Below are 18363 nucleotides of genomic sequence, written 5' to 3'. Positions count from 1 at the left end.
GGCCGCAGCCTATTGCGGTGCGAACCTGCCTGCAAATTGCAATGGATGGACCATGACCGAATAGTTGTTAATAGAGGCGGGCTTTGGCTCGAAGAACAGCGAGAACGGGCGTCCCGGTCAAGAGCACCGGAGACGGAGTGAACGATGAACGATATCCTAGGCGACAACCACACGGTTGCGGCCTTCAAATTTTGCGCGATAGAGTCGCTGGTCGGCGACGTTCAAGAACCCGTCGAGCGTGTCTCCATCACGCCTGAACTCCGACACTCCAACGCTGATGGTGACGCCGACCGACGGTCCGGCTCCGACGTCGAATGCAGTGCGTTCGATGGCCGATCGAAGGCGCTCGGCGACCGCGCCAGCCGCGTCGAGCGTCGCCCCCGGTAGCAGTACCATGAATTCTTCACCGCCCACGCGCGCGACAGAGTCGTAAGGCCGGATTGCCTCCAGACACTTTCGCACGAATACGCGCAGGACCTCATCGCCGACGCTGTGACCACGTGAGTCGTTTATATCCTTGAAATGGTCTAGATCGAGGGACAGCAGAGACAACGGAGCTCCGGTCCTCTTGGCTCGTGCGATCTCCGCGCCGATATGCTCAATAAAGTGGCGCCGGTTCCCGGCACCGGTTAGTGGATCAGTGGCGGCGAGCCGCTCCAGCCGACGATTGCTCAATTTCACTTGCTGAAGTGCCTTTTGAGTGTCGGCCATCGATTTGGCCAGGCGGGCGGTCATTTCTTCCTGGCTATAGATGGTGGCGAACGATTGCGTTGTTCGGAAAGCCTGGACGACGCCATAGCTGAGCAAAAAAAATCCGCCAGCAAAGATTGCGTGAGCCAGCCACCACATATGATTCCACGGCGCGGCCAAAATGAATGCGAGCGACGATAGCGCAAACCATGCGACAGAAACGCCGAAAACAACCATGAGCGGCGAGTGAATCCGTCGCATGAGCAAGACCGCGACGTTCAGCGCACTGAAGAGCAATGCGCCGCCCTCCATGGACAGGCGGACCACCGGGTGCCCAGCATAGGGCGAATAGGCGACCAGTGCGACAGCTAGGTCCATCGTAAGGAACAGGCCAATCCACGTCAGCCATGCGCGCGTGTCCGAGCGCTTCTCAAGTCCGTCTGACGGCCGGTTGTAGCTGAGTAGCCCGACGAAGAGCAAAATCGACATCGCCAGACGCGACGCTGGCCCATAGAGCAGAAACAGCCAAATGTTGCGATGTGCCATCCCGGTGAAGGCGCCGTGCAGCGTATAGATCAGCACGAAGGCCAGAAAACCAAGCGTCAACCACCGCAACAGAGGCTCGCCTGAAGACCGATAGCACCGCCACGTCACATATGTGACGAACAGCCCCTCGAGGGTAGCGACGGCGATGGCGAATTCGTGGAATAGGTGGTCTTCAAACTTCAGCGCGGGATCTTGCTGGAAATAGAGGTAAGCGATGAACTGAGTGGGGAGCAGCGCGAAGCCGATAATGAGAAGGCTCGTATACGCCTGTGTGATCAGCCGAAGCGCGCTGGGCGGCTCCTGCAACATAAGATTGGTACTCATATGCTATACCGTCATTCCATGATGATCGCACGCGGTCCTTTCATGAACTCGTGGGGCCCTTCTTCAAGCATCTTGGAGTCGTGCTAGACAAGCAAAGTGAAGGCATCATGGCTCGTCTCCGCCGTAGCTCATCCAACACCCGGCACGGGTGATCCCGCTGAACGGGCGCGGAAGTCACAAGATTTACGTTTCCGTCCATCGGCTGCACTCATCCGGACGGGGCTGCGACGCCGCCAGGATTGGCTTGCCATCCAAGAGCGGCCAAGTTCGCCACTGCGGGATCGTCGGTGCCGTGGCGGGTTATGTGTTCGAGCCCACTAGGTTCAGCCCACCCGCTCCGCTGACGGTAAGGGTATCGTGCGTGTTCAGTACAGTATCCCAGCTGCTGCCCCGAGTCGTCACGATCTGCGACCCGGTCGAAAACGCGCCGGAGGAGGAGGAAATCACGAGGCCATTGAGGAAGGGATTCTGCGCATTACCATACTCAATCGTCTGCTTGTCACCCACTGGTAGCGCCGCTGTGACGGTCGGTCCGGACTGGTTCGGCTCGGAGCCGACGAGCGTGATGAGCAACACCGTAAGTGTCACCCCGCTTTGATTGATGAGTTTCTTGTATACCATCTGCGACCTCCGTCCTGCCCGTGTCCCCGCGGCAAAATGCGGGACAGAGGTTCCGCTATATACATTAACTGACTAAGCTAAGCCCCTGCCAGATCTTGTAGGCGGCCGACATTTGGAGCCTGCCAGGACTGGGCAGGTCACTTTATACCAAGCGGCTGGATCGCGGCCGCTTTTTGTAGCCGTCGGCGGCGGACGTGGTGACAATCACCCCAGTCCAGCTTCGCTACGTGCTCGACTACCCATGCGAATGCTCCTCCTCGTGAAGCTGTGATTCTGAGATGGAGATGGTCGAGCTCGTGATTGCGTAGTTTTCGAGCCTCCATCGCGTACGGCGTGTTGGAGAACGGGTGCGCGTCCGAAGGGATGCGATCGATTAAAAGGCCCGCTTGCCTGCTGTTCGATACGCCAGCGAAATTTCTGTGTGCTTAGCAGGTCGGATGAATGCCGCCATCGCGTACAGGCCGGGCGTGCAAGAGAATGCGCTGGGCCGTGATGGGCAGCACGTTGTCGGGGCAATTTGGCGACCGATGTTGCTAGATCGTCAATATGGCACGATCAGCAATTTCATCATCGTGCATGTTGGTGCGGGCGGGCTCGAGCACGCGTTCTTCTCACTTTTGATGCAGTTTGGAGGATGTCTTGCGCTTTGATTGGGGAAAATCAGCGCCATGCAGCAAGCACTCCACCGCTCCAGTCTGGTGCCGCGTGGGTTCGTTGAAGAGAGTGCGTGCTATGAGGGTGACAAAGTTGTCATTACGGTCCGAGCATCCAGAAGCGTTGGCGTATGTCCGTCGTAGAGAACGGATTCACGACGTGTCGATAGGCGGTATCGACGACGCGTGACCGATCTGCCGCTCTTGGGGCGGATCGTAGAGCTCCTGGTGATCGCCCGCCGCTTCCGCTGCCACGCCGTCCTGTGCGGTGCTATATATTCGCTGAGCGCTTCGCAAGGGATACTGTGCGGATTCCGACGAAGTCGCCCAGGCGTACCGATATGAAGTCGCCCGTGGATTCCGAGACGATGTCGCCCACCTTTCCGATTTGATCTCGCCCAGCAGCGAGGCGTTCTGGCCGGCTGGTTCTCTGGCATCGGTCAAGCCGCGCGGTCAATCTGGAATCGCGACTTCAACCTTTTTTCTTCTTCTGCGGTTGCTGTGGGCATGTGGGCAACGCGATTGCGTTGTCCAAGCGCAGCGGCATGTCCACAGCGCTCAGGTCTTTCGGGCGGATTGCCGGGTTCGGCGCAGGCTCTCACCGGTGAGGTCGAGCCGATGGGCATTGTGGACGAGGCGATCGAGCACGGCGTCGGCATAGGTGGGATCTCCAATGAGCAGATGCCACTGGTCCACGGGGAGCTGGCTGGTGACGATGGTGGAGCGATGACCGTAGCGATCTTCGAGGATTTCCAGGAGGTCGTGACGGGCGCCGGCATCGAGCGGCTCGAGCCCCCAATCATCGAGGATCAGCAGATCGACACGGCCAAGGCTGCGCAACAGGCGTGGGTGACGACCGTCGCCGCGGGCGAGCGCCAGATCGTCGAACAGGCGCGGGACGCGCTGATAGAGCACGGAGCGATTGTCGCGACAGGCCTTGTGGCCGAGCGCCGAGGCGAGCCAACTCTTGCCGACGCCTGCCGGGCCGCAGATCAGGAGATTGACGTGGTCGTCGATCCAACGGCCCTCGACAAGCTTGGCGAACAGCGGGCGGTCGAGACCGCGCGGGGTGCGATAGTCGATGTCCTCGACGCATGCCTGCTGGCGCAGCTTGGCGTAGCGCAGGCGAGTGGCGAGCCGTTTGTCGTGCCGCAGCGAGGCTTCACGTTCGAGCAGCAGAGCAAGCCATTCGGCGTGACCGAGGCTGCCAGCCTCACCGGCGGCTTCAATGTCGGCGAAGGCCTTGGCCATGCCGTGGAGGCCGAGGGCGTTGAGGCGGTCGAGGGTCGGATGGGTGAGCAAGGGACGGTCTCCTAATTGTAGTAGCGCGGTCCGCGGATGTTGGCATGCAGGATCGGCGCATCGTCCGCGGAGCGCTGGTGAGCGAGACGCCGATCGAGATTGTTGGCGAGGATCGACTTGACCGAGCCATAGGTGCGCGCGCCGATGTCGATCGCCCGCGCAGCCGCCGCGTCCAGCCGTTCGCGCCCATAGGAGGCGGCGAGCCTGAGGATGCCGAGGCAGGCGCGGAAGCCTTGTTCGGGGTGCGAGCGCTCGTCGAGAATGAGGTCGCACAATGCGCTGGTTGCCGGCCCGATCGCGGCGGCGTCCTGACGGATACGCCCGATAGTCCAGCCGGCGTAGCGCCGATGGCTGGAGGCCATGTGCTCCGGCACGGTGGTGTGCTTGTGATTGCCACTCATGCGCTGATGCGCGGCAATCCGCTCGCCCTTGTGGAAGATCTCGACGGTGCGGGCGGTGAACCGCACCTCGACCTCGGCGCGGGCGAAGCGATGCGGAACGCTGTAATAATGCTTCTCCACCTCGACGTGGTAATCGAGGCTGACGCGGCGGATCCGCCACTCCGCGAGGATGTAGGGGCTCGCCGGCAACGGCTTGAGCGCCGGCCGGTCGACCTCCTCGAGCAGCCGGCGGCGCGTCACGCCGAGCCGCCGGATCGGCCGCTCCTCGTTGAGCCTGGTGAGCAACTCGCCGATCGCCGCGTTGACCTCGGCGAGGCTGTAGAAGGTACGATGGCGCAGGCGGCCGAGCAGCCAGCGCTCGACGATGAGGACGGCTTGCTCGACCTTGGCCTTGTCGCGCGGCTTGCGCGGCCGCGCCGGCAAGACGGCCGTGCCGTAATGCGCGGCCATCTCCGCATAGGTGCGATTGATCTGCGGGTCGTAGAGGCTCGCCTTGATGACTGCGACCTTGGTGTTGTCAGGCACCAAGAGCGCCGGGACGCCGCCGATCGCCGCGAAGGCGCCAACATGGGCGCTGATCCAGTCGGCGAGCCCCTGCGTCCACGTCGCCTGCGCGTAGGTGAAGCTTGAGGCGCCGAGCACGGCGACGAAGATCTGCGCCGTCCTCCGCTCGCCGGTGAGGCGGTCGACCACCACCGGCACGCCGTCGCCCGCGTAGTCGACGAACAGCTTGTCGCCGGCCGCGTGCGCCTGGCGCATCGTCACCGACAGGCGTCCCTCCCAGGCGCGGTAAAGCTCGCAGAAGCGCGAGTACCGGTATCCGCCGGGCTCGGCGCCGATGTACTCCTCCCACAGGATCGACAGCGTCACATGCTTGCGCTTGAGCTCGCGGTGCACCGCCGCCCAGTCGGGCTCGGCGATGCGGCGATGACCCTGCCGGTTACCGTTGCCGGTCTTGGCGAACAGGCGGGCCTCCAGGGCCGCATCCGTGAGTTCGTCGGGCAACGGCCAGCTCAGGCCTGCGGCCTCGAACCGCCGGATGGTCAGCCGCACTGTCGAGGGCGCCGCGCCCATCCGCCGAGCAATCTCGCGGCTCGGCAGCCCAGCCGCCTTCATCCTGATCACATCGCGCACACGGCGCATCGCAAGCCTCTCCGTCGGCATCCAGGGTCCCCCTTCGCAAAACCGAAAGGTTGACCCTATGGGAGCCAGAAGAGGTCTCGTCACCCGGGCGACATCATCCCGGAATGGTGGGCGACATCATCTCGGAACGGGTGGGCGACTTCAAATCGGAATGGTGGGCGAGATCATCTCGGAATACCGGAGGGTTCAAATAGGTCCCGCGTCGCAGATCTCGCCGCAACTCCAGCGCGGGACCTATTTGAACCTGGATTGAACGAAGCCGCGTCTTGTGAGCGGGGAGCTATGGGGGCTCGATCTAGGCGCCGGTAGGCGCAATTGACCTGATGTCGGGTCCGCGAGCGAGTGTGGCGGCAGATTGTGGCTGATGTTGGCAGCAAAGGATGTCGCCGTCGATAGCGTCGAACGGCGCGTGAGGCCCAGGCGGCTGACTATCGCCCGTTCGCCGGGCGTTGTGAGCGTGCTTGATCGTTCCGGCGGAGAACGTCGGCATGGCGATGCGTGCAGTGGGAGCGGACAAGTCGAGGTCGTCGGTCATGATGTATCGCAGCGAGGTGCTGCGCGTCGCTGCGCTGGCGCCCGCGGCACAGGCCCAACCTCGACCATGCGGCCTCCGCAGATGGGGCACAAGTCGAGGCGGTGACCAAGGAGGATGGCGCAGCGCTCACGATAGTTGATAGCTTCGGCAGGCGGAGGTGGCTGCGGCGCGTCAAGCGCCGCTCGGATGCGCGCGAGTTTGGCGGCGCGGCAGGCGTTCGCCAGGAAACCAAAATGACGGATGCGGCGGAACCCCTTCGGCAATATGTGGAGCAGAAAGCGACGAAGGAACTCCTCAGTGTCGAGTGTCATCACTTTGGATTTGTTGCCAGCACGATAATCCTTCCACCGGAAGCGAACGTGGCCCTGGTCACAGGTAAGGAGCCGGCTGTTGGCGATCGCAACGCGATGGGTGTAGCGCCCGAGATAGGCCAGAACCTGTTCTGGTCCGCCGAAGGGACGCTTGGCGTAGACGACCCACTCGACCTTGCGGAGGGCGTTTAGATGGCGGGCGAATGCCGCTGGCTCGACGAGGTGCGCGAGATGGCCGAAGAACTGGAGCTTGGTGCCATCGAACGCCGCCTGCAGGCGCTCCAGGAATAGCCGACGATACAATCGTGACAGGACGCGAACGGGAAGGAAGAAGCCGGGGCGACAATGAACCCAGCTTCCATCAGGGGCGATCCCGCCGCCTGGCACGAGGCAATGGGCGTGCGGATGATGCGTCAGGGTCTGGCCCCACGTATGGAGAATGGCGATCATCCCGGTCTCGGCACCGAGATGCTTCGGGTCGGCGCTGATGAGACGGATCGTCTCAGCCGCTGCCTTGAGCAGGATGTCGTAGACCACCGCCTTGTTCTGCAGCGCGATGGCAGCCACCGGCGCCGGCACGGTGAAGACGACATGGAAATAGGGGACCGGCAGCAGGTCGGCCTGGCGCTCGGCGAGCCATTGGGCGCGCGCGAGCGCTTGGCACTTTGGACAGTGCCGATCGCGACAGCTGTTATAGGTGACACGGACCAGGCCGCAGTCGTCGCACCGCTCGACGTGGCCGCCGAGCGTCGCTGTGCGACACGCCTCGATGGCCGCCATCACACGGCGCTGATCGGAGGACAGCCGAGGACCCTGCGCGGCACGGAACGCGTCGCCGTGGCGGCGGAGGATGTCCGCCACCTCAAGCATCGGGCGCATATGCGCAGCTCAATCGGGTGGGATCACCCTGACGGAGAGTCCATCGAATGGGCTGGTCGTGCGGGCGAGCAGATTGGTCGCAACCTGAGCGTAGCGCGCGGTCGATCCCAGGTCGGCATGTCCGAGCAGAACTTGAATGATGCGAATGTCGATCCCGCTTTCCAGGAGATGGGTCGCAAACGAGTGCCGGAGCGTATGGACAGTAATCGGCTTGGCAAGCCGAGCGCGGCGGCGGGCGGCGCGGCAGGCCGCCTGGACGCAGCGGACGCTGACATGTTCAATTGGGTCTTGGCCTGGAAATAGCCACAGCCCCGGTCGGGCTCGTATCCAGTATGTACGCAGAATCTCCAGCAGTCGCGGAGAAAGCATCGCGTAACGATCCCTGCCGCCCTTGCCGTTCTCGATGTGGATCAACATTCGTTTGCTGTCGATCGAGCTCACCTTCAGGCGGACGACTTCACTAGCCCGTAAGCCAGCCGCATAAGCCGTCGCCAGCACGACGCGATTGCGCACCCCTGTAACCGCGTCCAGGAAGCGCTCGATCTCTTCGGCACTAAGCACGAGCGGGAGCTTGTCGGGCTTCTGGCCACCGATGATCCGCTCGAATGCCTCCGTCTGCCCGAGTGTGACACCGTAGAAGAACCGCAGCGCGCAGGCCACCTGATTGATGTGGGACCACGAACGCTTTTGACCGATGAGATGCAGTTGGTAGGCGCGGACCTGCTCGAAACTCAACCGGTCCGGGGCGTAGCCGAAATGGCGGCTAAACTTTGCGATCGCATAGATATAGGATTGTTGAGTCGACGGCGACAGATTGCGGACCGTCATGTCCTCCATCATGCGCTGCCGAAGAGGGCTCATCGTAGCCATCTGGATCTCCTGTCTTGAGAGGGGTGGTGCGAAGACCAACATCCTCTCAGACAGGACACCTCAGTTCACCAGGCTTGCCCCCACTCCCGCGTAGCGGGTTCGTTCAATCCTGGGCGACATCGATCGGAATCCGCAGATACTGGCTCCGTCGGCGCGACGCACGGTGAGGCTGGGCTCTATCGTCCATCACCTTGGTCTGGCGCTTGGCGGTCGTCCGGCGGCAGCCTTCGCAAAACAGCTGATGTTGCCGGTAAGTAAGGATACGCTCCTGCGCGTGGTCCAACGCCGTCGCCGTTCCCTGGCTGGCCCGCTCAGGGTTATCAGGATTGATGATTGGGCCTGGCGGCGCAATCACCGATGCGCCAGCATCATCTTCAATCTGGAACGACGCCGGATCGTCACCCTACTGCCGGATCGTGAACCCACGACCGCCCAAGCCTGACGTGCTCATCCCACGATCGCGATCGTCGCCCGAGACCGTGGTGGAGAATATTGAGAGGCGGCGGCCAAAGCCTTGCCGCAGGCGGTGCAGGTCGCGGATCGCTGGCATCTAATGGAGGACGCGAGCCGAGCCTTCCTCGAAGGCCGTCCGCAAATCGATGCGTCAGATCCGCGTCGTCATCGGTGCGACTACGATTGGTCCCAATCTGCTGACAGCCGCCGAGCGCCCCAGTATGAGGGCTATCGCCAATCGGCTCTTTAATTGCCGGTTGTTGTCAACTTTTTTTGAAGCCATGTGGCAAAGTAGTAGCGCTCGGCCCGACGAAGCAGGTCGGGGTTGGTGCGTCCCGCGAAGGCTGGCATGTTCAGTAGGAGTCAGTCCTACCAGGGCAAGAGTCAGAGCCCTGTAGTTCGGATAGCAGAGGAGACGGAAACAGAACCTTTGAAGCCTATCGACAAAATCTCCTTGAGGGAGATCACGAGTCATCGGGCCGTATCGAAAGAGAACGCGTTGTGGCCTCGAAAGGACTAAACCCGAAAGCCGAGCCCGCCAACCCAGGGCGAAGGCAGGAGCAGCCGAAATCTGACCGACACGGCTGCTCACTTTCGGCGGGGTAGAAGCGACAGCACGATGACAAGGACATGCAGAGCAACTGGAGAAGCCCTCCTCGTCCCGACAAGAAATTGCCGGAGCAAGGTAGGCCGTATAACCGGCGACACCGGGAAATCGGCCGAAGACGAGAGGGTGGCGGCTGGGTTCGCAGTAGCTGGGAAGCGGGGTAATTCCCGTGGAGCGAAGGGACCCTGCCATTTGTGATGTCTCTAACGTAAGGAAGGCAAGGACGAGATGACAAAGGCGTCCATCGATTTGCAAGACCTGAGGAGGAGAATATGCGTCAAGGCGAAGGCTGAACCATCCTGGCGTTTCTGGGGTCTATACGTTCACGTCTGCAAGGCGGAGACGCTGCGCGCGGCATATGAGATGGCCAAAGAAAACGATGGCGCTCCGGGAACAGACGGGGTGACCTTCGAGGCCATCGAAGCGCAAGGCGTAGAGGCTCTACTTGAGCAGCTACGGAACGAACTGACCACGCACACCTATCAGCCACTTCCGGCACGGAAACAGGAAATCCCGAAGGATGGGAACAAAGTTCGAATCCTTTCGATTCCAGCAATCCGTGATCGGGTGGTTCAAGGTGCGCTCAAGCTCATACTCGAACCTGTGTTCGAGGCGGACTTCCAACCGGGATCGTTTGGATACCGGCCCAAGCGGACAGCGCATGACGCGATCAAGCTGGTGTCCGATGCAATAGCCCAACGGAAGACGCGGGTTCTCGATTTTGATTTGCGAGCCTATTTCGACAACGTCCGGCATGACCGGATGCTGGAGAAGGTGGCTCAGCGGATCAACGATCCGGACGTCATGCGTCTTCTCAGGGTCATGCTGAAGACCTCTGGCAAGAAAGGCGTTCCGCAAGGCAGTGTTCTTTCGCCCCTGCTCAGTAATCTTTACCTCAACGAGGTGGACAAGATGCTGGAGAGGGCGCGAGAAATCACACGCAACGGCAAGTTCACCAACGTCGAATACGCAAGATTCGCGCACGACCTGGTGATCTTGATCCACGCCCACAAGCGCCATGGCTGGCTGATTGGTGCTGTGACCAAGCGAATCCGAGAGGAGTTTGCCAAGTTGCAGGTTGAAATCAATGATGAAAAGAGCCGCATAGTTGACCTGGAACGAGGCGAGAGCTTCGGCTTTCTGGGTTTCGACTTCCGCTATCTCCGCAGTCTCCGCGGAGTGATGCGGCCGCAGTACACGCCCAAGCTGAAGAAGCGAACAGCGTTATTGCGAGAGCTCTCGGAGGTGTTTCGACGCCATCGATCCCAACCGATTGAGAGGGTAATCAACCTGATCAATCCGAAGATCCGAGGGTGGGTGAACTACTTCGCAGTTGGACACTCTAGCAAGTGCTTCAAATACATCAAAGATTGGGTAGAGAAGAAGGTCAGGCGCCAAATTGCGCAGGCACGGAAACGAAGGGGCTTCGGTTGGGAGCAGTGGAGTAACTCATGGCTGTACGACACCTTGAGGTTGTTCAACAACTACCGGGTAAAGTATCCACGATGAAAGCTGCCCAGCATGATACGGCTACATAAACCTTGATGTGAAGCAAGTGGGTGCGCGGAGTGCGGGAAATCCGCACGCTCCGTGCGAGGTGGCGGGGGCTGGAAACGCACTCGACAAAAATACTTGTCGTGTGGCGCGCCAGTCCTCGACCCTACCGCAGACGGGGCGAGCGCGGCTGGTGGATCTATAGCGAGCTCGTAGTAGTAAGCTGATCTGCTGTCACCTGGTTTCAATGTGATCAGTTGCCCGATGGTCCTTTCCGAGGTCGTAAGCGCCTCATGATGATGTCCGGATCGGGTGCCTCCTCGTTTGCAACGGGGTGCGGACGAGCCGCTACCCCGCCACGAAGCGCCTGCAGAATCTCCAATTCTCGATTCGGCACGGCCCTTGCTCGATCCTGGGCAGCATCACCGAGTCTCCAGATGCGGTAATGTTAGGGGCGGGCTCGTCGCTTCTAGCGCCTGGTCCGCCCCGCCGGTTTGCTGTGAGGCGAGGTGAGTCAGGATGTTCAAGTGGCGGCGCTCATCTTCGCTCGCGCTCGTCGCCGCCGAGTTAGGAACGGAAAGTGCACCCGCAGCTCCGGAGTAATAGGCGGCGATATCGAGCCGCAAGACCTTGGAACAAACATGCGCACCGGAACAGTAGTGTCGTACAGCGTTGAAAAGGGCTGGGGGTTCATTCGGCCTGACTATGGCGACGGCAAGGATTTGTTCGTGCACATATCGGACCTTCGCGACTGCGCAGGAGCTGATCTGGTGTCCGGCACGCGCGTGACTTTCGGTATTCGTTTCAATAAACAGCGCTCGAAGTACAGAGCCGTCGAGGTCAAGCTGATCGATTGAAATATCGCGCATCGTGCTGCAGGCGTGCGCGTTACATAACATCCATAGCGCAAAAGCAGCAATGGATCGTGCATGAGTTCATTTGCGGGAATCAGACACCTAGTCATGGACGTTTGCGACGCTCGCGCTCGGAAGCGCGACGCTAAGCTAATCGATAGGAATTGTCTTCATTGTCAATGCCGAGCAGACGGCCAAGCTCGCCCGTGCATATCCGCTTACGATTGAGCAAGCGCTACCAAATGAGATAGGTTCGCCATGTTGCCGGTTGTGGTACTTTCCGAAGCCTCTTGGTCGCATCTAGACCACGCGGCGCGCTGCGATCCTGTTCAGACGGGGAGACGTTGAATGCCCGCGAGAAGTCCCGAATACGAGAAACGCGAACGGAAGACAGATCCAGAGCCCGAACGGGCCGCCCGGGCATCAGCCTCTGAATCGGGTGGCACCACGCACGATGTTGGAGAATCAGCGAAGGCCGCATCAAGCCATTCATTGGCGTCTCCGGAATGGAAAAAATCTCTCGAAGAGACAACAGACCTGTTCGCTGCGGCATTGAAGGACGGGTCAAAGCTGGCTGCTTCCTCTCTGCACGCTCAGGCCAATCTTCTGAAGAATCTTGCCAATTCCAAAACTCCCTCGGACGTAATGAAGTGCCATCTGGATTTCGCGGAGCGGCTCTGGTCGAAATCGTTCAACGAAAGTGACAGATAATATGTAAAGCGGGCCCGTCATCTGCGGCAAAGGTGAGCAATTCGCCGACGTGAAATCGCGCGCTAGTCGTCCCTGAAGAATTCCCAAGCCGTTGATTTGGAATCCGGAAACGGCATTTGCTGTGACTGAATTTGCCGGAAAGCGGGCCTTTGGAGCGGGATTCCTTGCAAACTTGATTTGTGGTTCACTCGCGCAGAACCGGCTTTGGCGAGGGGATGAGATGCGACCACGGGAGCGGAGCGAGACGGGAGAGCAGGATCTTTTCCGCTCTCGGCTCGATCAGATCATCGACATGAAACATCCACTGAGGGCGCTGGGCCGGACGGTGGATTGGAGGTTCCCGGAGGAGCGGTTCGGCGAGGTCTACACCGATGATTCCGGCCGGCCGCCGCTGCCGACGCGCTGATGGCGGGACTTGCGATCCTCAAGCAAACCCATGACCTGTCCGACGAGGTGCTATGCGAGCGCAGGGTGGAGAACCCCTTATATCAGGTATGAGCCGTCAAGTTTTTTCTCACATAAGACATCCTCCGGTCGGCTGATCGTACGCCAGGATGGGAAACTCCAACAGCAGCGAAGAACTCGCTGAACCTTATATCCGGTCGGCTTCGATGGCCGGGCCAAAATCCCTCATTCAGGGAGGAGGAGTTTCCAGGATTACGGGACCAATCTATTACGGCGGCCGGCCGAAGCCGAGCCACGGGTTCTCGCGGTCACCGTCCATCTTGGCCATGGCGAAGTGCGATCTTCGCTCTTTCTTGTTAGGCCTTCAGCTCCGCGTTGTCGGGCACGAGACCCGTTTCGAGATATCGCCACACGGCAATCATGAGTTTGCGGGCCACAGCAACGATGATGATGCGCCGAACCCGTCCCTTCAGGCCGTTCGTCCGCTCATGGAACCATCGAGCCAGAGTGCTCTGGGGCTGATATCTGAGCCACAGCCACGCGAGCTCGATGCTAATCGTTCTCCCTCTCGGATTGCCGGCTTTGGTGATGCCTTGCTCCCGATCCATGCCACCACTTTGGAAAGGACTCGGCGTCAGGCCGAGGTAACTGCCCAAGCCGCGCCGATTTTTGAACCGGCGATAGAACACTTCCGTCGTCAGAACTGTCGCAATTTGCGAGCCGATACCCTTGAGCTGAGCCAGGCGCTGAGCTCCGCTGGCGCACGGAGCCAACGGCGCCGCTTTTTTCACCGCGGCGTCGCGCTCCTCGTCGATTTCCTTTAACATCGCATTGACCGTGGCTAAACGCCGGCAGTGGCGATCGATCTCTGCGGCCAGACGCGGCGGCAGTGGTCGACCGTCGCCGGTGATCAACTTCGCAAGGCGGCTTTGCCAGTCTCTGCGGCTTGGTTGAAACTCGTAAACGCCTTGTGTCGCCAATAATCCTTTAATCCGTCCAATGTGCTGCACCCGCTCCTTCATCAGGAATTCTCGCTCGCGGTGCTGGCGTTTCGCGTCTTCCTCGTCGATTGATGGTGGCTGAACCACACTGCATACCTTCGGCTCGCCACGCCAGAAAGCCACAAGGACTCGGACGAGGTTTTCAGCATCGAGCCGATCGGTTTTCGCGCGCCGAGCTTTGCGGCTGACGAGCAGGCTCCCCGCATCGATCACATGATTTGTAACGCCGTGCGCATCGAGAACGCGATGGAGCCAAAATCCGTCATAGCCGGCTTCATAGCATGAAACGATCCGCGCCGGCTGCCCTGTTGCCCGCAAGACTTTGTCGAGGGTCCGGTCGATGATTTCGATGAGCGACTGCACGGCTCCGCACGGAATGCTCCGAAGCGAGATTTTGTCCACAATGGCGTGAGCATCCCGACCAGCCATTTAGCCTTGCTCAGTTCGATCGCCATGAAACAGGTGCTTTTAATCCTATCCGTTGTTCCGTGCGATATGACGTTGTCCATGGTCTTTCTCCGGATGTTTAGCGTCGGCACCAGATGATAACCTCAAGCTCCAGCCCATACCTGCATAGGATCTATTACCAATTCTTCCAGCACCGCCTGGTGTTCGATCGCTCATCGCTGACGCGCTGGCGCAACCGGACGGGCGAGGAGCGGCTGGCTGCGTTGATCCAGGATAGCGTGTCGGTTGCCACTAGGACGGAGGCGATCAAGCCGTCCGAGTTGTCGCGGGTGATCGTCGACACCACGGTGCAGCCGAAGAACGTGACGTTCCCCACCGATGCGAAGCTGCTGAACCGGGCGCGCGAGAAGTTGGTGGAGCTGGCGAAGCTTCACGCGGTGCCGTTGCGCCAGTCCTATGCGCCCGCTTGCGCTAATGGCTCAGGTCCGAACGCTCGTGCGGGAAAACGTGCTGGAAAAACTCTTCGCCGGTGAAGAACTGTCGAGTGGGCCGAGGGAGTTTCACCCTCAGCCCCTCACAGGTAGGGTCGAGGACTGGCGCGCCGTCTACCCGGGGTGAGCCCCCGGGCAAGCCACGTTTCCAATCCCCGCCACGTCGCAACGCAGCATGCGGATTTCCCGCACTGCGCGCACCCATTTGCTTCACGCCAAGGCTTATGAGACCTGATCATGCCGGAACAGCTTTCGACCCGCCACGGCGCACTCGATAGCTGTTGAACAACTTTAGCGCGTCGTACAACCACGGCCTACTCCACTGCTTCCAGCCGAAGCCTTTTTGTTTCCGAGCATGCGCCATATGGCGTCTGACCTTCTTCTCCACCCAATCCTTGATGTAGCTGAAGCACTCGCTCGAGTGCCCAACTGCGAAGTAATTCACCCATCCTCGCAGCATCGGGTTGATCAGGTTTATCACCCGTTCAATCGGCTGCGATCGATATCGGCGGAACACCTCTTTGAGCGCCCGCAGGAGCGCCGTCCGCTTTTTAAGCTTGGGCACGTAGTGCGGCCGCATCACCCCGCGCAGACTGCGGAGATAGCGGAAGTCGAACCCCAGAAAGCCGAAGCTCTCACCTCGTTCCAAGTCGACAACGCGGCTCTTTTCATCATTGATCTCAACCCGCAGCTTGGCGAACTCTTCCCGTAACCGCTTAGTTACCGCTCCAATTAGCCAGTCATGTCGCTTGTAGGCATCAATCAAGACCACCAGATCGTCAGCGAATCTCGCATATTCGACGTAGGTGTACTTGCCACTGCGTGTGATTTCCCTTGCTCTTTCCAGCATCTTATCTACCTCATTGAGATAGAGATTACTGAGCAACGGCGAGATCACACCGCCTTGCGGAACGCCCTTCTTGCCAGAGGCCTTCAGCATAATCTTCAGGAGATGCATGATATCCGCGTCATCGATCCGTTGCGCCACCTTCTCTAACAGCCGATCGTGCCGGACATTGTCGAAGTAAGCTTTCAGATCAAAGTCGAGAACTCGCGTCTTCCGTTGGACTACTGCTTCAGCCACTCGCTTGATCGCATCATGTGCTGCCCGCTTGGGACGATATCCAAACGACCCCGGTTGGAAATCCGCCTCGAAGACAGGTTCGAGTATGAGCTTGAGCGCACCTTGCACCACTCTGTCGCGGATTGCAGGAATCGAGAGGATGCGGACTTTACCCCCATCTTTCGGTATTTCCTGCCGTCGCGCGGGAAGTGGCTTATAGGTACGCCCGGTCAGTTCGTCCCTTAGCTGTTCAAGCAGCGACTCCACACCTCGCGCCTCGATGGCTTCGAACGTCACCCCGTCTATTCCCGGTGCGCCGTCGTTTTCTTTCGCCATCTCATACGCCGCGCGCAGAGTCTCCATCTTGCACACGTGGACGTATAGACCCCAGAAACGCCAGGACGGTTCAGCCTTCGCCTTGACGTATAGCCTCCGCCTCAGGTCCTGCAAATCGATGGACGCCTTTGTCATCTCGTCCTTGCCTTCCTTACGTTGGAGACGTCACAAATGGCAGGGCCCCTTTGCTCCACGGACATTACTCCGCTTCCTCGCTACTCCGAACCCAGCCGCCACCCTCTCGCCTTCGGCCGATTTCCCGGTGTCGCCGGTTATACGGCCTACCTTGCTCCGTCGATTTCTCGCCGGGACGAGGAGGGTTTCTCCAGTTGCTCAGCATGTCCTTGTCACCGTGCCGTCGCTTCCACCCCGCCGAGATAAACAGCCGTATCGGTCAGTGTTCGGCTGTTCATGCTGCCTTCGCCCTACGGTTGCGAGCTCGGCCCTCGGATTTACTCACTTTCGAGGCCACAACGCGTTCACTGTTGTTACAGCCCGGTGACTCGTGGATCTCCCTGAAGGAGACCTTGTCGATAGGCTTCAGAAGTTCTGTTTCCATCTCCTCTGCTATCCAAACTACGGGGCTCTGACTTCTACCCCGGCAGGACCATCTCCTGCTGAACATGCCAGCTTTACCTGGACACACAACCGTACGTGCACCTTTCAGCGCATACGGCTCTCTGTTCAAGCTTGGCCCATGGCCATAGCAACATCATGGTAGTGCGAGGTGACAGTGCTGCGGGTTTCTTTTCGGAAGATGTAGGGATTTTCCTCCGGATTGCGCCACCGGAACTGCGCCTTCGGACTTGAGACAAGCCGGTAAAGTGCTTTTCCGTGCAGCGCGCCGCGTTCATTCCGACCAAACACGAGCCAGGTTTTCGCCTTGCCCGGTTCCGGGGTTCGGTACCATTTCCGCATCAAAGGTTTGATGCGAGATCGGTATTTGTGCCCCAGCCAATGCGCCATTTTCCAGAATACGACATGGTCGATACGCCGGAATACGTGCGCGGTGAAGTCGGTGAACTTGTAGAACGCTGCCCATCCCGCCAGTTGACGGTTCAGGCCAGCGATCATGTCGACCGTGCTGACACTATGATTGCCGGAAAGGGCTTCAGTGAGCCTGCGAACAAACCCCTTCGCCTTTTCCTTGGGTATCGTTGTGACGACGGACATGCGCCCGTGCGACCCTCGCTTGCGAATGATCCTATGCCCCAGAAAGACGAAGCCGTCATTGACGTGGGTGATATGGGTTTTCTCCATATTCAGCGTCAATTTCAGCTTGCCTTCCAGAAAGGCGCGGCATTCTTCGCGGATTTCCTCTGCTTGAGCTTTGGTCCCTTTTACGATGACGACAAAGTCGTCAGCGTATCGGCAATAAGCAACCGCCGGCTTCCATTGCCGGTTCTCTCGAACCGTAATAGGGCGGCCCAACTTGATGCCGAAGTTCCATGCCCAGCGGTCCTTGCGAGCCTTGTCGCTCAGGTATTTCGCCTCCAGCCACGCATCAAACTCATGGAGCATGATGTTGGACAAGAGCGGTGACAGCACGCCACCTTGCGGAACACCCTCGCTGGAGGCTGTAAACAGGTCACGGTCAATGTGACCTGCCTTCAGGAACCGCCAGAGAAGATCAACAAACCGCCCATCCTGCACTCGTCGCCGCATACATTTGATAAGCAGCCGGTGATGGACCGTGTCGAAGTAGCTTGCCAGATCACCTTCGATGATCCAGCGGCCCCTCGTCATGTCGGCTCCATCCTGGAGCTGTATCTTCACGGTGCGGACGGCATGGTGCACGCTCCGTTCAGGCCGGAAGCCATAGGATAGGCGATGGAAGTCGCCTTCCCAGATTGGCTCCATGGCCATGAGCATGGCTCGTTGGACGATGCGATCCGTCAGAGTCGGAATACCCGGTGGGCGTAGCTTGCCATTGGTCTTCGGGATATAGATTCGCTTCACCGGCTGGGGGCGATAACTCTCGTCCAGCAAGCTTTTCCGCAGGTCATCCAGATGCTGATCCAGTCTGACCTGCAGTCGTTGCTTATCTATTCCGTCGATGCCGGGTGTTCGTGCGCCATTTGACGCCAGAACAATCCGAGCGGCCTCGGCAAGCCATTCCCGGGTGGCAATCAGCCGAAGGAGGCGATCGAACCTTCGGTTCGGATCGCTCTCGGCCCATGTCGCGAGCTTGTGCTGCATTTCACTGATTATCAAAGGTCTTCACCTCATTCGGTCAGGTAGTTTGCACTCCAAGCAGTTTGAACT

Annotated in this window: 12 protein-coding genes and 4 pseudogenes; 7 read left to right on the top strand and 9 right to left on the bottom strand. The window is 59.7% G+C overall.

All coding sequences use genetic code 11. The features are described from left to right. Positions 1–156 precede the first annotated feature (156 nt). Positions 157–1560: a GGDEF domain-containing protein gene (locus tag ABIG06_RS07725; RefSeq protein WP_424578171.1), complete on the bottom strand. Its 1404-nt coding sequence runs from the start codon at positions 1558–1560 to the stop codon at positions 157–159. 300 nt (positions 1561–1860) lie between these two features. Beyond that, positions 1861–2181, bottom strand: coding sequence for a hypothetical protein (locus ABIG06_RS07720; RefSeq protein WP_370137466.1), 321 nt, complete (start codon positions 2179–2181; stop codon positions 1861–1863). A 437-nt stretch (positions 2182–2618) separates the two neighbouring features. Here ABIG06_RS07720 and ABIG06_RS07715 point away from each other — a divergent pair, with 437 nt between their 5' ends. Continuing rightward, positions 2619–2831 carry a hypothetical protein gene (locus ABIG06_RS07715; RefSeq protein ID WP_370137468.1) on the top strand — a complete coding sequence of 71 codons (213 nt, stop codon included), beginning with the start codon at positions 2619–2621 and terminating at the stop codon, positions 2829–2831. A 561-nt stretch (positions 2832–3392) separates the two neighbouring features. Here ABIG06_RS07715 and istB read toward each other — a convergent pair. The 4 genes from istB to ABIG06_RS07695 form a co-directional block, all read right to left on the bottom strand. Beyond that, positions 3393–4136 (bottom strand): IS21-like element helper ATPase IstB, encoded by a 744-nt coding sequence (istB, locus tag ABIG06_RS07710; RefSeq protein ID WP_225145676.1) that lies wholly within the window; start codon positions 4134–4136, stop codon positions 3393–3395. Between the two features lie 11 nt (positions 4137–4147). After that, positions 4148–5680 (bottom strand): IS21 family transposase, encoded by a 1533-nt coding sequence (istA, locus tag ABIG06_RS07705; RefSeq protein ID WP_424578170.1) that lies wholly within the window; start codon positions 5678–5680, stop codon positions 4148–4150. 531 nt (positions 5681–6211) lie between these two features. Next, positions 6212–7405 carry an IS91 family transposase gene (locus ABIG06_RS07700; protein WP_424578169.1) on the bottom strand — a complete coding sequence of 398 codons (1194 nt, stop codon included), beginning with the start codon at positions 7403–7405 and terminating at the stop codon, positions 6212–6214. Positions 7406–7414: 9 nt separating this feature from the next. Continuing rightward, positions 7415–8275 carry a tyrosine-type recombinase/integrase gene (locus ABIG06_RS07695; RefSeq protein ID WP_424578168.1) on the bottom strand — a complete coding sequence of 287 codons (861 nt, stop codon included), beginning with the start codon at positions 8273–8275 and terminating at the stop codon, positions 7415–7417. 142 nt (positions 8276–8417) lie between these two features. On the opposite strand from ABIG06_RS07695, the pseudogene ABIG06_RS07690 reads away from it, so the two are divergent. The 5 genes and pseudogenes from ABIG06_RS07690 to ABIG06_RS07670 form a co-directional block, all read left to right on the top strand. Then, a pseudogene (locus ABIG06_RS07690) lies at positions 8418–8966 on the top strand (transposase); the annotation flags it as partial. Positions 8967–9563: 597 nt separating this feature from the next. Then, positions 9564–10844 carry a group II intron reverse transcriptase/maturase gene (gene ltrA / locus ABIG06_RS07685; protein ID WP_424578167.1) on the top strand — a complete coding sequence of 427 codons (1281 nt, stop codon included), beginning with the start codon at positions 9564–9566 and terminating at the stop codon, positions 10842–10844. A gap of 512 nt (positions 10845–11356) precedes the next feature. Next, complete coding sequence (locus ABIG06_RS07680; RefSeq protein WP_370137473.1) at positions 11357–11686, top strand: cold-shock protein; 330 nt, start codon at positions 11357–11359, stop codon at positions 11684–11686. Between the two features lie 345 nt (positions 11687–12031). Further along, the gene (locus tag ABIG06_RS07675) at positions 12032–12394 is read left to right on the top strand and encodes a hypothetical protein (protein WP_370137475.1); all 363 of its coding nucleotides are present in this window, start codon (positions 12032–12034) and stop codon (positions 12392–12394) included. Positions 12395–12614: 220 nt separating this feature from the next. Further along, positions 12615–12886 (top strand): annotated as a pseudogene (locus ABIG06_RS07670) (transposase); the annotation flags it as partial. A gap of 269 nt (positions 12887–13155) precedes the next feature. Here ABIG06_RS07670 and ABIG06_RS07665 read toward each other — a convergent pair. Further along, positions 13156–14255: pseudogene (locus ABIG06_RS07665) on the bottom strand (IS110 family transposase). Between the two features lie 126 nt (positions 14256–14381). Here ABIG06_RS07665 and ABIG06_RS07660 point away from each other — a divergent pair. After that, positions 14382–14666: pseudogene (locus tag ABIG06_RS07660) on the top strand (IS5/IS1182 family transposase); the annotation flags it as partial. A gap of 268 nt (positions 14667–14934) precedes the next feature. On the opposite strand, the gene ltrA (ABIG06_RS07655) reads toward ABIG06_RS07660, so the two are convergent. Next, positions 14935–16233, bottom strand: a complete 1299-nt coding sequence (gene ltrA, locus ABIG06_RS07655) for a group II intron reverse transcriptase/maturase (protein ID WP_370137478.1) — start codon at positions 16231–16233, stop codon at positions 14935–14937. Between the two features lie 549 nt (positions 16234–16782). Next, entirely contained in the window at positions 16783–18312 is a 1530-nt protein-coding gene (ltrA, locus tag ABIG06_RS07650) for a group II intron reverse transcriptase/maturase (protein ID WP_424578166.1), read from the bottom strand. Positions 18313–18363: the final 51 nt, after the last annotated feature.

Origin of the sequence: Bradyrhizobium sp. USDA 326, assembly GCF_049739485.1 — a bacterium.
In the GTDB taxonomy this organism is placed as follows: domain Bacteria; phylum Pseudomonadota; class Alphaproteobacteria; order Rhizobiales; family Xanthobacteraceae; genus Bradyrhizobium.
This window is presented reverse-complemented; position numbering and strand designations above follow the sequence as displayed.

Coding starts and splice junctions, on each gene's coding strand:
- ABIG06_RS07725 (WP_424578171.1), bottom strand. CDS start 1,560: ATGAGTACCAATCTTATGTTGCAGGAGCCGCCCAGCGCGCTTCGGCTG.
- ABIG06_RS07720 (WP_370137466.1), bottom strand. CDS start 2,181: ATGGTATACAAGAAACTCATCAATCAAAGCGGGGTGACACTTACGGTG.
- ABIG06_RS07715 (WP_370137468.1), top strand. CDS start 2,619: ATGAATGCCGCCATCGCGTACAGGCCGGGCGTGCAAGAGAATGCGCTG.
- istA (WP_424578170.1), bottom strand. CDS start 5,680: ATGCGCCGTGTGCGCGATGTGATCAGGATGAAGGCGGCTGGGCTGCCG.
- ABIG06_RS07700 (WP_424578169.1), bottom strand. CDS start 7,405: ATGCGCCCGATGCTTGAGGTGGCGGACATCCTCCGCCGCCACGGCGAC.
- ABIG06_RS07695 (WP_424578168.1), bottom strand. CDS start 8,275: ATGGCTACGATGAGCCCTCTTCGGCAGCGCATGATGGAGGACATGACG.
- ltrA (WP_424578167.1), top strand. CDS start 9,564: ATGACAAAGGCGTCCATCGATTTGCAAGACCTGAGGAGGAGAATATGC.
- ABIG06_RS07675 (WP_370137475.1), top strand. CDS start 12,032: ATGCCCGCGAGAAGTCCCGAATACGAGAAACGCGAACGGAAGACAGAT.
- ltrA (WP_370137478.1), bottom strand. CDS start 16,233: ATGACAAAGGCGTCCATCGATTTGCAGGACCTGAGGCGGAGGCTATAC.